The organism is Limosilactobacillus sp., from assembly GCF_022651205.1.
Classification (GTDB): Bacteria; Bacillota; Bacilli; order Lactobacillales; family Lactobacillaceae; genus Limosilactobacillus.
The window spans coordinates 1-13539 of record NZ_JALCQI010000017.1 but is presented as its reverse complement, the minus strand read 5'-3'; the positions used below and the strand labels follow the sequence as shown (position 1 = coordinate 13539).

The window sequence follows — 13539 nt, the reverse complement described above, 5'->3', positions numbered from 1 at the left end:
AATACCAATTTTTATTAAAGAAAACGGTTTCTTAACTATGCTAAAATAAACTATAAGTAAATATTTTTAAGGAGAGCCATAAATAATGAAAATAAATTGTAATGAAACTCTTGCGGTCTCCCTGCACCGTGTTTTTAATGCCGACCTCAATGAACACGGGACCGTTTTTGGCGGGCGAATTTTAGAGTTAGTGGACGGCGAGGCCTCTGTTGCCGCAATGCGTGTCACCCGCTCAACCGTCGTGACAGCCGCCATGGACCATGTTCAATTTCTTAAGCCATTCCACCTTCAAGACTCAATGTGCATGGAAGCCTACGTTACAGGTGTTGGGCATAGGTCATTAGAAGTCTTCGTCAAAGTCATTGGTGAACACTTAATGACTGGTGAACGCTTTGTCGGTTTTTCTTGCTTCATGACTTACGTAATCCAAGATCCCCAAAAATCAATCAAGTATGACCAAGTAATTCCACAAACAGCAGAACAAAAGGCCATGGTAGCTGGCTATGCAACCCGTCGTCAGCATCGAAAAGAAAATCGCCAAGAGCAAGCAGCAATTATCAACTCAATTAGTAAAGATAAGCCATGGGAAAACTAACCTAATAACGGCTTCTCAACTCTCATAATAATTTGAAAGTTGAGAAGCCGTTTAATATTTATTTGACTATTTTAACCGCTGTCCCGTACGCTGTAACCATTGAAGAAGTGGACTCAAAACGCATCGCTACTACTACATCCGCTCCTACTCGCTTAGCCTTATCTCGTAATACTTTAATTGCTTGCTCATGGGCAGACGCTTTTTCTTCTCCAGTAGCGGTTCCAAAGACTAGACCAATAATTCTGTAATCATTCTCCGGAATTTTTTCAGTCGTTGTTAAAGTAATTTCATCAACTGCTTCAATTGTTGGCTGTTTTTTCTTCTTTCGTCCCTGAGATACAAATCCTGCTAGGCCACGATTTATCCCTGCTCCATACATCTTTTTAGCACGATCAATTGATTCCTGATCATTTTTTGACTTAAACAGCATTTAACTCCCACACCTATTCATAGATTATTATATTTAGATTATAGCAAAAACTCGAAGCTGGGAATTAACTTTCTCGGAGGGACGGTTGACTAACCTAGAACGATGAATGATGATGAAATCATCAGAATCGTTCGTAGTTAGGCTCGAGTCCCTCAGTTACGATACGAAGTGAGCCTATTTGGATTCCCGCGATTAGACTCTATAGGTTCGGAGAGCGCTAAATATGGAAAAGAGGGGGGCTGTGACATAAGTCCCTAATAATAAGCGGAGTTAGATGAAATCTTCGGATTTCATTTAACTCCGTTTTCCTTTAAAATATGTGTTAGTAAAAGAAAAAGACACCGACCAGCCCGTCGATGTCTTCAAAATACCCTCGAAAGGATACATAAAACATTGGAAACTAATTATAACATGAATCAACTTAGTTTGAACATACCTACTGCCTATGAACCTGAATTAAACCATCCTGCTCGTTATATTAATCAATTAGTTGAAGGCCTTGCGATCCGCAAGCCTAATATTATGGGGCGACCAAGGGAATACGATCCGAGAATGTTATTAAAATTGGTCCTTTTAGCCTACAGTTACGGTATTATTTCCTGTCGGAAAATTGAACGCTTTGCTCGTGAAAATATTGTCGCAATGTGGTTAACTCAAGAACAGCGACCGACTTACCGTACGATTGCTCGCTTTGTGATTTCTAAGGACTTAGCAGAAATGATCCAAAGCAGTTTTAAGGAGTTTCATGACTACTTGAAAGCTCAAGGAATGATTGATGAGGCTTCATTTATTGATGGCACTAAAATTCTGGCTAACGCAAATAAGTACTCCTTTGTTTGGAAGAAGCGTACGATCAAATATCGTGAATTAAACGTTGAAAAAGCCCGTAAACTGCTTCAAGAAATCAAGCAAGTTGAAGTTAAAATCGCCGTTGACGAGAATAACTTTGACGTTGATCAGCTCGATACTATTATTGCACTTCTTGAACAACGTATCGAAGAATTGAATCAACAGGTAAGCGAAACCGCTAAGGTTTCGCCTAATCCAGCCAAACAAGAACGACGCCACGCCAAAAAATATCGCCGCGCTTTAGAACACTGTCGCCAAAAAAATTTAGAATATCGTACTCAAATACAGATCGCTGGTTCACGGAATAGCTACTCTAAAACAGATCACGCAGCTACTTTTATGCGCGTTAAAGAAGATCCGATGCGTAATGGACAAACTAAGCCGGCATATAATCTTCAAATTATGACTAGTTCGCAATTTACGCTTGGTTATGACTTAATGCAAAACCCCACTGATACGAGAACACTAATTCCATTTCTTAAGCAGCTCGCCCAGAACGAAGTTTTGGGACGAGAAATTGTAGCCGATGCTGGTTATGGGTCTGAACGTAATTATAAATATCTTGAAGATGAGTTGCCTGATTGTACCGCCTTAATTCCTTATAGCACGATGATTAAAGAGAATAGTCGTAAATGGCGCTCTGATGATCGAAAGGTTATGAATTGGGAATACCATGAAGATGATGATTACTATGTCAATCCAGCTGGAGTCCGCTTTAATTTTAAACGATACGCTTACCGAAACGATAAATATAAGTTCCATCGCGACTTTAAGGTATATCAAGCCGAAAAGTACGATGAAAATCACCAAGTTATTCCTCAGGCATTAACGCCACGTGGAAACACTAAGTATATTATGGTTAATCCACAATGGGAGTATTTTAAAGCTAAAGCACGTAAGTCGCTTTCAAAGTCCACTACGTATTCTCGTCGCAAGTACGATGTAGAAACTGTTTTTGGAAATTTGAAAGCTTATTTGGGTTTCAAGAGGTTCACGGTGCGTGGTCTCAAGAAAGCCAAAAGTCAGATTGGAATTGCCCTAATGGCACTGAATATGAAAAAGATCGCCGGGAGGCTGTCCATATTTAGTATTAATTTTAAGAAAAGGAAGAACCGCTCAGAATTTCAAATGAAATTCCGAACGGTTCTCTTAATTTAAAGGACTTATGTCACAGCCCCTCCTCGAATTATTTGCTATTTTATTGTAGAAACGCGTTTGCTAGAGATAACGGTCCTCGGCAACATAGCCGAAATGCGCTCACCCTAAATTCACTCAAGATAACGAACTCCCGCCAATGGTGATTAACCACCATTGACGGGAGAAATCGTTATCAACCGTGAATTTTTACGGGTTCACGCTCTATTTTAGTACCAACCGTGTGATTGCCAGAATGATTGTGCGGCACTCCAGGATCCGTAACGGCTAGCTACGTATTGGTCGGCTACTCGTTCTTGGTTTGCGGCGGAGTAGTCACCGTTAAGGTATGATGCGGATAATTGGTACTTACCAATGTATTGACCGTTTTGGGCACTGTAGCTACCACCTGATTCACGGGCAGCAATCCATGCCTTAGCGGCAGCATCGTTACCGGATACGCTTGATGTGTAGTTACTGTAACTTGCAGCATTGCTTGCTGAAGTTGTTGCAGTTGCGGTTTGTGCCTGAGTACTTGCTGAAGCAGTTTGTTGTGATTGTGCTTGGCTTTGACTAGCAGCACTAGTTGAGGCAGCTGCGGAACTAGTTTGGTTAGCAGTATTAGCTGATGGTAAGGTTTCAACTTGTTGTTGAGTAGCAGGTGCAACTTCACCGTCATCCTTGATTACTAACTTTTGACCAACGTAAATCAAGTTCTTGTTAGCAATGTTATTGTTTGAAGCTAACGTATCAACGAAAGTTAAATCATGACCTAACTTATATGAAATTCCTGATAAGGTGTCACCGCTTTGCACCGTGTAAATTGAGTCGGCGTTAGCGGTTGTGGTAGTTGCGATAGTACCTAAGGCAACGACCCCGGCTACAGCAGCTGTAACTTTAGCGATGTTCTTCGATAACTTATTCATATAAATGAAATACCTTCCTTTTCTCAAATATTGTTTCAAATTTCTAATTATTAATTTAGGTTGTTGATGAACCTCATCAACGGTTTCTAATATACACGATCAAAATTACATGGTAGTTACTACAGATTATCAATTTCAGTCTTTTCCGTAATCTGATGTAACAAAGCAATTATTTTCACTTCTGAGAAGCATTAATAAAGCCCGGTAGCAAGCGATCCAGCTATCTTTTCTCATCAATTCATTTATAAAATATATTTTGTAATAAAGGAAAATAAAAAAGTCTAAATTAGGGATTTCTGACCCTTAATTTAGACTTTTTATCGCTATTCAGTGTGTTTCTGTAACTGTTTTGTAACTAAGAAAGACGCGCTAACCATGAATTAGCCGGCAATTGCGCCTTAAAGAAGTCACCAGTAGCATTAAAATGAGATGTCTCTTTTTGATCATTAACTACTGTCTTTTCATTACTAGCAATAACACGGTGTTGATGAAGCTCCAATGGTTCGTCATCCACAGTGGCTAGTTTTCCCCACTTCAACTGAGCATTAGGAGCCACCCATCCCCACTCATTTACTTGGGCACTAGTGTTTTCACCGTAGCCATCAACCTGAGTAACCACCTCTTGCTGGCAGTCAGCCTCAACCATAGAAGCTAGCTGGACATTCCAATGGGCATCAGAACCATCAAGAAAACTATAAAAGCTACTATATCCTTGTTGATTCTCTGGAATAACCCCTTCAACCTCAAGCTTCGATCCACGTGCTTGATAAGAGTGAACTGCTAGGCGAACTAGGTCACCATGATAGTGATTATTCTGGCAGAACTTTACCTGAGCTCCCGTCCCCATCAAAATTTCAGTAGCAGCAAATAACGGACTTTGCGTCTTGTAATCACTCTCTTCAATGACCGTTACCTGAGCACCAGCACCAACAATAATTAGGTTATGCGGATTATTGCTCCTCGTAACTAGCCCAACTTTTAACGGTTTCTCTAATTTTGTTTCATCTGGAACATAAATAAATTGACCAGTATCCATTAATGCCAAGTGAAGTGCATTCAACTGGTTGTCCTGCCAGCGAACTGCTTTCTCCATCAAGTTTTCCTGTAATAATTCAGGATACTTTTGGACAGCCATGTTGATTGGCAGTGCAACAAAATCGTCCCCGTCATGATTCAGCAGTGAAGATTCATCATTGGTTACAAGCTCTGGTTCCTGCCACTTTGCTAACCATGCCTGCTGCTGATTGGCTAACGGGAACCGTTTTTGCAGCATTATTGCTAGTGAACGCTTCTTTTGTAGCCAGTCTGGTTGTCCCTGACTAGCCTTTTGAACAGTCTTCAATAATTCTTCATTCATTAATCTCACCTGTTAATGGACTAATTTATCCCAAATAACTACTTTGCCACTAGCAAATGACTTAGGGACATCAATAATTCGTTGATTGGAACTGCCCCGGAATTGTAAAGTCAGATCCTTTTTTGCCAACAAGAACCGGCCATCAACCAGAATATCAATATTATGAAGCATTTCCAATTTATCATCAGAATCCTTCAATAGTTCTTCCCAGGTATATCCAGACCATGACCAAATATCTTTAGTATGGCCGAATTCCTTTCGTAGCCGATGAATCAACTTTAAACAAACCTGAGTGTTTAAAAACGGTTCGCCACCAAGAAGAGTAAGTCCCTGAACATAGCTCTGCGAGAGATCTTCCATTATTTGATCTTCAAGTTCCTGGGTATAAGGCTGACCATAGTGGAAGTTTTGTGCCGCCTTATTGTAGCAACCCGGACAATTAAATAAACAGCCACTAACATAAACACTGCAACGAACCCCTTCACCATCAACAAAGTTAAACGGCTTATAGTCCGCTACGTATTGAAGTGAATGGTCCTTTGCTAGCCACTCCTTTGGTTGTGGATTTTTTGGTAATCTTTGTGGTCTCTTTTCTCCCATTTTTACCCCTCTTAAATTTGATCACCGTTAATTGCAGCCCGGCTTTCCTTGCAGTCAAATTGACGGTTTTGTTCAAATTGAGCAGCCGACTTAATCATTGAAGAACTCATATGCTTTACCCGGTGGATAATTTCTTCATGTCGACCATGAACCATTGGCCGCTGCTGTGGATTTCCTAAGTAACCACAAGTCCGCTTAACAACATCACACGTTGCCGGATCATGGTTCCCACATTGCGGACACTTAAAGCCACGTGCAGTTGCCTCAAATTCACCTTTAAAGCCACACTTAAAGCATTGGTCAATCGCGGTATTTGTTCCCAAGTAACCAACATGATCATATGCCCAGTCCCAAACAGCTTCGAGTGCCTTCGGATTTTGCCGCAGATTTGGATATTCGCAATAGTGAATGAAGCCACCCGCAGCTTGGTATGGAAATGCTTCTTCAAATTCTAGTTTTTCAAATGGTGTCGGGTGCTTTCGTACATCATAGTGGAAACTATTAGTGTAATATTCCTTATCAGTAACATCTTCAATCCGGCCAAACTTTTTAAGGTCATCTTGGCAGAAAGTATCAGTTAATGATTCAGCAGGAGTTGAGTAAAGACTGTAGTGGTAACCTTCTTCGCTTTCCCACTTAGCACAAAGTTCATGCATCGCCTTAGCAATCGAAACTGCAAAATCATGGGCTTCCTTATTGTGTTCCCAATTTGAACCATAAAAAGTGGTGCAGACTTCATACAATCCAATGTATCCCAAAGAAATAGTTGCTCGACTATTCTTAAAGACTTCATCAACACTATCAGTCCGCTTTAGCCGCTTGCCAAACGCACCATACATGTAAAGCAACGGTGCATTTTCGGGCTTAGCCTGCTTTGTCCGCGCAATTCGGTACTTCAAAGCAGTATGACAAATATTCATCTTTTCTTGGAAAATTTGCCAAAAGAGTTCCTTATCGCCTTGAGCTTCAAGGGCAATCCGCGGTAAGTTAACCGTTACAACCCCAAGATTCATTCGACCAGAATTAACCTCTTTACCTGTTTCAGGGTCTTTCCATCCCTGCAAGAACGAACGACATCCCATTGGCGTCTTAAAACTGCCAGTGATTTCTTTAATTTTGTCGTACATCAATAGATCTGGGTACATCCGCTTAGTTGAACATTCAAGTGCCAGTTGCTTAATATCATAATTTGGATCACCAGGTTGTAAGTTCAATCCGCGCTTCAATGTAAAAATCAATTTAGGGAAGATTGCTGTCCGGTGTTCCTTCCCTAATCCCTTAATCCGGATCTTAAGAATTGCCTTTTGAATTTCCCGGCTAATCCAACTGGTACCTAGGCCAAAGTTGATTGTGGTAAATGGTGTTTGACCCTGGCTTGAGTAAAGGGTATTGATCTCATATTCCAGAGCCTGCATTGCATCATAAATATCCTTCTTTGTCTTCGCACGAGCAAATTCTTCCCGCTTTTCAGGGGCAATCCATTGTTCAGCATCCTTCATATGCTTTTGGTAGTTTAACTTTGCATATGGTTCCAATAATTGGTCAATCCGGTTAGCGGAACAACCACCGTACTGTAATGAAGCCACGTTTGCAATAATTTGGGACATCTGGGCAGTTGCCGTTTGAATTGAACGTGGTGAAGAAACCCAAGCATTCCCGATCTTGAAGCCATTCTTGAACATTTCATCAAAGTCGATCAAGCAACAATTAGTTTCGGGTGTTACTGGGGAATAGTCCAAATCATGCCAGTGAATATCGCCACGCAAATGAGCCTTAGCTACTAAATCAGGTAACATTCTCAATCCCAAAGCACGGCTAACAACCCCTGCTTCCAGATCCCGTTGCGTATTAAAAACGTGGCTATCCTTATTTGCGTTTTCGTGGACAACCCGCGAATTACGGTCAAATAATTGACTAAGCTTGTATTGCGGATCAGTTGCTTCCGCAAAGCTTTCTTCGTCTTGACGGCGATAGTTAACGTATTTTTGGGCCAAAATATTTTGGTCTGCTTTCTTTAGCCCCGAAATAAATGCTTGTGCAATTTCAATAGTAGAAACTGTTTTCTTTCCCATAAAGGAGAGCAGCTCTTGGTAAACAGCAGCTTTCGTTTCATTATCAGCATTTAGTTCCTTTAACACTAGGTCAATCTTATAGCCGTAAAAGGGTGTCTCAGTGCCATCACGCTTTACAACCTTTACATCGGTTAGATTTTGTAAACTTGTATCATTCATTAACTCTATTTTCATTTCTGCAGACCCCTCTTTTGTTGTTTAACGATTGCTATCTTACTATTGAATAAATTGAAGAGAAAGGTTGACTTCCTCAACACAATATGTAGGGGGTGATATATTATATCTACTATTTATTGTGATTTTTGCTAAATTGAGACAATCTAATTAAGAATGATAAAGTACAAGGTCTTGCCTTATTAACTTTCTTCCGGATTTTGTATTGAAAATCCGTCTTTTTTCTCTTCTTCATATTATCAATAGATAAATCATCTAACTAAAAATTTATTAATCTAGATACATGAAAAATGATTCATATATAACTGATTACTTCAATAAAATTCAGTGGAGAGGTCTAAATTTTTGATTATTTTGTATTATTTTTTATTCCAATTCCCCTATTAACCCGTGAATCATAAGTTAATTTAACATACGCAGACATAATAATTGGCAATACGGTTACCAAAATCATCAAGCCAAGAATCACGGCAATTGCAACCTGAATTAAGGTCATGACTCCAGATGGGATTAGGGCAGCAAAGGTTCCACTCAATATAATAATTGCTGACATCACAACAGTACCGATAACGGTTGCAGCTTGTAGAATATGCTTAACCTGATTTCCAGGATCCACTAGTTCTTCATCTCGATAACGCATCATCAGGAAAATGCTGTAATCGACTCCTAACGCGACAAGCATAATAAAGGTGAAAAAGGGTGCATTCCACGTTAACATGCGTTCATGAAAAAAGTGCTGTGCAATAAGGGCTGTTAAATTAATGGCAGTATAGTAGGTTCCAACCAGAGTAGCAATAATCACCATTGGTTGAAGAACTGACCGCGTAAAGAATAGCAAGGCAATCCCAATACCAATAATCATGATCATAGCAGTCCGTGTGAAGTCGCCCTGAGATAAGGTCTCAAGATGAAGATTTTGTGACGTTTGGCCTCCAATCGCCACTTTGGCCTTGCTTAATGATGTCGCTTTTATCTGTGCTTTAACATCTTTTTCAAGCTGCTTAACTGTTTTGGCAGCAGTATGACTATTAGGATCAGCTTTTAAAACTACTGATAATTGTGTTAATTGACGGTCTTTATTCATATAAATATTGTAGGAAGTCACGAGATCACTATTATTAAGTTCATTTCGAGGAATGTTTAACTGATTACCTGCTGGTGAGTTTTTCAATTCACTAAGGTATGATTGCACTTCACTAATTCCATTTTGAACTTTATCTAATCCGCTAACTGCCTGATTTAAGCCGGCTTCTAGCTGATTTAACTGGCTAGACATCGCTTGTAGTTGGTGATTTAGTTGTTGAACTCCGCCGTTAACTTGATTAATACCACCGTTTAACTGTTGACCACCACTAGTTAATTGATTGCCAGCTGTTTTTAGCTGATTTCCAGTATGAGTCAGTTCACTACTCCCATTAGTTAGTTGGTTAATTCCTTGACTTAACGTTGGGACTTGCTGATTAATTGTGGTTAATGCACCAGCTAGTTGACTTGTTCCCTGGTTTAATTGACTGGCCATTGCAAAATAAGATCCAGTGGAATGGCTATTCATCAGTGACGATAGTTGTTGGATCTGCTGGTTAGCTTCTGTTACCGATTGATTCAACTTCTGACTAGCAGAAGTCACCTGATTAATACCGCTCGCAAATGGGTTAATCCCCACTTGCAATTGACAGATTCCGTTCGCTAGTCGATTAGTTCCTGCAATGTATTGACTTAAACCAGTATTGAATTGACCACTAGCATCAGCTAACCGTTGACTTCCATCTGCTAATTGTTGGACTTGTGCAAGTTGTTCCTTAATGTTAGCACTAGCCAGTTGATTACTAGCATTCTGCAAGCCATTCTTGATCGTTGTTAAACAAGTCTGTGATTGTTGTAGGCCAGTCAAAACAGTTTTCAATTGATTTTGACATAAAGCTGGTTAAGCGGTCTCCCGGTGGGTTGGGTAACCGACATTACCGACTTCACCCCTGAATTTTTCTTAACAGCATTGGTAATCTGATCAATTGCTGCCAAATCCTGCTGGTTGTTTAAGGGATGGTTTAATTTAATGTTAATTGTGGTTGGTGATATTTTCCCTTTTGAGAAATCACGTTGGGCAATCAAGTATCCCTTCTTAATTGGATTACTATTCGGCACCTCATCAGCTGAATTAAAGTTTAATTGTTGCGGGGCATTCACAATTGTTATCCCTGCAATCACCCTAAAAATCACAATATAAATCAGCGGCTGTTTCAATCCCCGTTGTGATAGGAACCGCCAAACTTGACTTGACTGCTGAACCTTAAAATTATGTGACGGCCAAAATAGTTTTCTTCCTAACACAGCCATAAAGAAGTAGTTTAGAGTTAGTAATACTGCTAACAGAACTAAAACACCAACCGAACAACTAACTGCTGACCGATAGAACGAAAATTTGGCAAAACTTAACGCAGCAAAGCCAATAAAGACTGATAATCCGCTGTATAGGATTGTTCGGCCAGCTGACGCTTTGACAACGTTAATTGCTTGGTATTGATTGCTGTTTGCAAGCTCTTCTTTGAACTTATCGTACAGCAAAATATTATAATCAGTACCAATTCCAAACAGAATGATCACTAAAAAGACCTGTGTAAAGTCAGAAATGGGAAAATTAAAATACTTAGCAAGGTTCATCACTAAACTTAGGGAAATAATCATCGTAATTCCCACATTTAGTAACGAAACTAGGGGAATGATTAACGAACGAAAAACCAGCACTAATACAATAAAAATAAAGATAATGGTAATAACCGCAGTCTTCTTTATTCCCTCTTCAGTCGTATTAGAAAATTCATCTGCTAATAAGGTGTCACTAGTAACATATGTCTGTAACCCTTCTACTTTTAAAAGTCGCTTGATCTGTTGTGCCTGGTGATCAAAGTTAGCTGTTTTCTCAACATCAACATTAACCAACTCGGTTTACCGTTTGCGAGAAATAACCTGTTTAGCAACTTCTTTACCATTTAATGTACTGGTAATTTTTGTGACCTGATAATTCTTCTTTTGACGGGCTAACTGCTTAACCCGATTATTGATCTTTCGCTGATCCTCCTGATTTAGCTTGCTCTTCTTATGATAAACAATTACAACCGAACTAGAATTTTTCCCTGTCTGCATCTGTTTATTCAGCTTATACGCCTGAAAGCTTTCACTAGTTACCGGTAAAGTCACCTGACCTTTTTGGCGAATCAATGCTGAAATGTCGGGTAACGTAACTACTGATACTACAGTTAGAAATAACCAGATAATAATTGTCGCAACATAATTTCTACGTATCCAATTCATTTATTTTGCTCCTCTTTTAATTTTTTGAACAGCTGTTGATTAATTGACATACGTATAATATATTATGGCTAGTAATTTAAACAATGGTTAATCTATAGGATAGTGTCAAATTTTGAATATTTTAACCAAGCTTGTCGATAAAAAAAGAAAATGGAGAGAATAAAATGACTGATCGTCGTGTAAATAGAACCAAACGTCAAATAAAGAAAGCTTTAATTAATCTACTTAGCAAAAAAGCTCTTTCTCGCATTACTGTTTCAGAAATCACCGAGCTAGCAGATATTGGTCGGGGAACTTTTTATACGCATTATCAAGATATCTATGACCTTTATCATTCATTAATTAATGAATTAGCTAAGGATCTTTTGGACATTTTTAGTAGATATTATTCACAGGCAACTAAAGACAATAATTTTATTCCATTATTCCAGGCCCTTTCAGACTATATCTCAACGCAGCAAGACATACTTACCATGCTTGCTAGTAAGCAAAACAGTGAATTAACAATCAGCTATCTTCAAGATCGCTTCAAGCACGAACTAGTTAATTATGATAATTCAAATGGATTGGAACAAATTATCGGTAATATTTACGGAGTTGCGGGAATTTTTGGGATCTTTATTGACTGGCTGCAAGGTAAAATAAAAGCCTCACCAGAAGAATTAGGTGAAGCTATCGGTAAATTTGCGAATAAATATTGGGTTATGGATTAACTTTATTTTTATCTTTTTACCGTGTAATTTTGTATGTTTACGTTATGCTCACGTGCTTAACTAGGCATAAAGACATTAAGTAAAAAAAGTAGGTTGAAGCTAAATATATCAAGCTTCAACCTACTTCATTGTTTGCTAACTAATATTAATTATCCGTCTAAAGTATGCCTCCGGTGGGGGTCGAACCCACACTCCCTCAACGGGAACTGGATTTTGAGTCCAGCGCGTCTGCCAATTCCGCCACAGAGGCAAAATATTAATATTAGCTAACAACTAAAAGGTGGTAATCGGATTTGAACCGATGATAAAGGTTTTGCAGACCTCTGCCTTACCACTTGGCTATACCACCAAATAGTTAACGTTAAAAGTGATAAACCCTTTTAACAAAGGGCGGTATGTGGGATTCGAACCCACGCGTGCCGGACCCACAAACCGGTGTGTTAACCAAACTTCACCAATACCGCCAAAAAATTCATAAAAGCAGGGATAGTAGGAATCGAACCCACAATGACGGTTTTGGAGACCGTAGTTATACCGTTTAACTATATCCCTATAAAGTGGGGGAGAGTGGATTCGAACCACCGAACCCGAAGGAACGGTTTTACAGACCGTCGCGTTTAACCAGACTTCGCTACTCCCCCATAAATGGCGCGGGACGGAATCGAACCGCCGACACACGGAGCTTCAATCCGTTGCTCTACCAACTGAGCTACCGAGCCATTGCGATAATATGGGTTTTATTAAATTACCAAACACAACTTTCGTTGTGAATGGAGGATACAGGGCTCGAACCTGTGACCTCCTGCTTGTAAGGCAGATGCTCTCCCAACTGAGCTAATCCTCCATAAAGAGTGACCCGTGCGGGATTTGAACCCACGATACCAGCGTGAAAGGCTGGTGTCTTAACCACTTGACTAACGGGTCATAACAACGGAGAGTAAGGGATTCGAACCCTTGATACAGGCTTTAACCCGTATACAGCATTTCCAATGCTGCTCCTTCGGCCAACTCGGACAACTCTCCAAAATCCGAGCCCTGGCAACGAACCAGGTGCCAAAGCTCAATCAAATCGCGTGGCAACGTCCTATCCTCGCAGGGAGCGATCCCCCAACTACTTTTGGCGTGTTGAAGCTTAACTTCTGTGTTCGGCATGGGAACAGGTGTATCCTTCAAGCCATCATCACCACACTTACCCTTTGCGGGTTCGAGCTTGCGCTCTCAAAACTAAACAATATCGCTCTTCTTCCAAACCTTACCGCTTAACTTGGTTAAGTCCTCGACCGATTAGTAATGGTCCGCTCCATGCCTCACGGCACTTCCACTTCCATCCTATCTACCACATCATCTTTGTGGGGTCTTACTTCCCGAAGGAATGGGAAA

Annotated in this window: 11 protein-coding genes, 9 tRNA genes and 2 rRNA genes; 3 read left to right on the top strand and 19 right to left on the bottom strand. The window is 40.0% G+C overall.

The window, feature by feature from the left end; all coding sequences use genetic code 11:
- Positions 1-82 precede the first annotated feature (82 nt).
- Positions 83-595, top strand: a complete 513-nt coding sequence (locus tag LKJ51_RS04820) for an acyl-CoA thioesterase (protein ID WP_098045528.1) — start codon at positions 83-85, stop codon at positions 593-595.
- A gap of 58 nt (positions 596-653) precedes the next feature.
- Here LKJ51_RS04820 and LKJ51_RS04815 read toward each other — a convergent pair whose 3' ends face one another.
- Positions 654-1025 carry a heavy metal-binding domain-containing protein gene (locus LKJ51_RS04815; RefSeq protein WP_375712428.1) on the bottom strand — a complete coding sequence of 124 codons (372 nt, stop codon included), beginning with the start codon at positions 1023-1025 and terminating at the stop codon, positions 654-656.
- A gap of 393 nt (positions 1026-1418) precedes the next feature.
- On the opposite strand from LKJ51_RS04815, the gene LKJ51_RS04810 reads away from it, so the two are divergent.
- Positions 1419-3032, top strand: coding sequence for an IS1182 family transposase (locus tag LKJ51_RS04810; RefSeq protein ID WP_434737681.1), 1614 nt, complete (start codon positions 1419-1421; stop codon positions 3030-3032).
- A gap of 206 nt (positions 3033-3238) precedes the next feature.
- Here the strand turns inward: LKJ51_RS04810 and LKJ51_RS04805 are convergent, their stop codons facing one another.
- The 7 genes from LKJ51_RS04805 to LKJ51_RS04775 all read right to left on the bottom strand — a co-directional run bounded on the left by LKJ51_RS04805 (position 3239) and on the right by LKJ51_RS04775 (position 11446).
- Complete coding sequence (locus LKJ51_RS04805) at positions 3239-3934, bottom strand: LysM peptidoglycan-binding domain-containing protein (RefSeq protein WP_152378537.1); 696 nt, start codon at positions 3932-3934, stop codon at positions 3239-3241.
- A gap of 355 nt (positions 3935-4289) precedes the next feature.
- Positions 4290-5291, bottom strand: coding sequence for a SufD family Fe-S cluster assembly protein (locus LKJ51_RS04800; protein ID WP_291979901.1), 1002 nt, complete (start codon positions 5289-5291; stop codon positions 4290-4292).
- A gap of 12 nt (positions 5292-5303) precedes the next feature.
- A complete protein-coding gene (nrdG, locus tag LKJ51_RS04795; RefSeq protein ID WP_003717206.1) occupies positions 5304-5891 on the bottom strand; it encodes an anaerobic ribonucleoside-triphosphate reductase activating protein in 588 nt (195 codons plus the stop codon).
- An 11-nt stretch (positions 5892-5902) separates the two neighbouring features.
- On the bottom strand, positions 5903-8137 hold the full coding sequence (gene nrdD, locus LKJ51_RS04790; RefSeq protein WP_191337238.1) for an anaerobic ribonucleoside-triphosphate reductase: 2235 nt from the start codon (positions 8135-8137) through the stop codon (positions 5903-5905).
- Between the two features lie 349 nt (positions 8138-8486).
- A complete protein-coding gene (locus LKJ51_RS04785; RefSeq protein ID WP_263316760.1) occupies positions 8487-10040 on the bottom strand; it encodes an MMPL family transporter in 1554 nt (517 codons plus the stop codon).
- Positions 10037-11074 carry an MMPL family transporter gene (locus LKJ51_RS04780; RefSeq protein WP_269296226.1) on the bottom strand — a complete coding sequence of 346 codons (1038 nt, stop codon included), beginning with the start codon at positions 11072-11074 and terminating at the stop codon, positions 10037-10039. The genes LKJ51_RS04785 and LKJ51_RS04780 overlap by 4 nt, the downstream gene beginning before the upstream one ends.
- Before the next feature lie 6 nt (positions 11075-11080).
- Positions 11081-11446, bottom strand: a complete 366-nt coding sequence (locus LKJ51_RS04775; RefSeq protein ID WP_098045483.1) for a hypothetical protein — start codon at positions 11444-11446, stop codon at positions 11081-11083.
- 164 nt (positions 11447-11610) lie between these two features.
- Between LKJ51_RS04775 and LKJ51_RS04770 the strand changes: the two genes are divergently transcribed.
- Complete coding sequence (locus tag LKJ51_RS04770) at positions 11611-12159, top strand: TetR/AcrR family transcriptional regulator (protein ID WP_040531337.1); 549 nt, start codon at positions 11611-11613, stop codon at positions 12157-12159.
- A 165-nt stretch (positions 12160-12324) separates the two neighbouring features.
- Here the strand turns inward: LKJ51_RS04770 and LKJ51_RS04765 are convergent.
- The 11 genes from LKJ51_RS04765 to LKJ51_RS04715 all read right to left on the bottom strand — a co-directional run.
- A tRNA-Leu gene (locus LKJ51_RS04765) sits at positions 12325-12409 on the bottom strand.
- A 28-nt stretch (positions 12410-12437) separates the two neighbouring features.
- Positions 12438-12508, bottom strand: a tRNA-Cys gene (locus LKJ51_RS04760).
- Between the two features lie 40 nt (positions 12509-12548).
- Positions 12549-12623: transfer RNA gene (locus LKJ51_RS04755), tRNA-His, on the bottom strand.
- Between the two features lie 17 nt (positions 12624-12640).
- Positions 12641-12711 (bottom strand) — tRNA-Trp (locus LKJ51_RS04750).
- 6 nt (positions 12712-12717) lie between these two features.
- A tRNA-Tyr gene (locus LKJ51_RS04745) sits at positions 12718-12800 on the bottom strand.
- Positions 12801-12805: 5 nt separating this feature from the next.
- Positions 12806-12878, bottom strand: a tRNA-Phe gene (locus tag LKJ51_RS04740).
- A gap of 52 nt (positions 12879-12930) precedes the next feature.
- A tRNA-Val gene (locus tag LKJ51_RS04735) sits at positions 12931-13003 on the bottom strand.
- Between the two features lie 8 nt (positions 13004-13011).
- Positions 13012-13083, bottom strand: a tRNA-Glu gene (locus LKJ51_RS04730).
- A gap of 7 nt (positions 13084-13090) precedes the next feature.
- A tRNA-Ser gene (locus tag LKJ51_RS04725) sits at positions 13091-13182 on the bottom strand.
- Between the two features lie 48 nt (positions 13183-13230).
- Positions 13231-13347: ribosomal RNA gene (rrf, locus tag LKJ51_RS04720) — 5S ribosomal RNA — on the bottom strand.
- Positions 13348-13423: 76 nt separating this feature from the next.
- Positions 13424-13539 (bottom strand): 23S ribosomal RNA (locus tag LKJ51_RS04715); the annotation flags it as partial.

What these genes read in the sequence shown, in the direction of transcription:
- LKJ51_RS04815 (WP_375712428.1), bottom strand. Translation starts at nt 1,025, where the DNA reads ATGCTGTTTAAGTCAAAAAATGATCAGGAATCAATTGATCGTGCTAAA.
- LKJ51_RS04805 (WP_152378537.1), bottom strand. Translation starts at nt 3,934, where the DNA reads ATGAATAAGTTATCGAAGAACATCGCTAAAGTTACAGCTGCTGTAGCC.
- LKJ51_RS04800 (WP_291979901.1), bottom strand. Translation starts at nt 5,291, where the DNA reads ATGAATGAAGAATTATTGAAGACTGTTCAAAAGGCTAGTCAGGGACAA.
- nrdG (WP_003717206.1), bottom strand. Translation starts at nt 5,891, where the DNA reads ATGGGAGAAAAGAGACCACAAAGATTACCAAAAAATCCACAACCAAAG.
- nrdD (WP_191337238.1), bottom strand. Translation starts at nt 8,137, where the DNA reads ATGAAAATAGAGTTAATGAATGATACAAGTTTACAAAATCTAACCGAT.
- LKJ51_RS04775 (WP_098045483.1), bottom strand. Translation starts at nt 11,446, where the DNA reads ATGAATTGGATACGTAGAAATTATGTTGCGACAATTATTATCTGGTTA.
- LKJ51_RS04770 (WP_040531337.1), top strand. Translation starts at nt 11,611, where the DNA reads ATGACTGATCGTCGTGTAAATAGAACCAAACGTCAAATAAAGAAAGCT.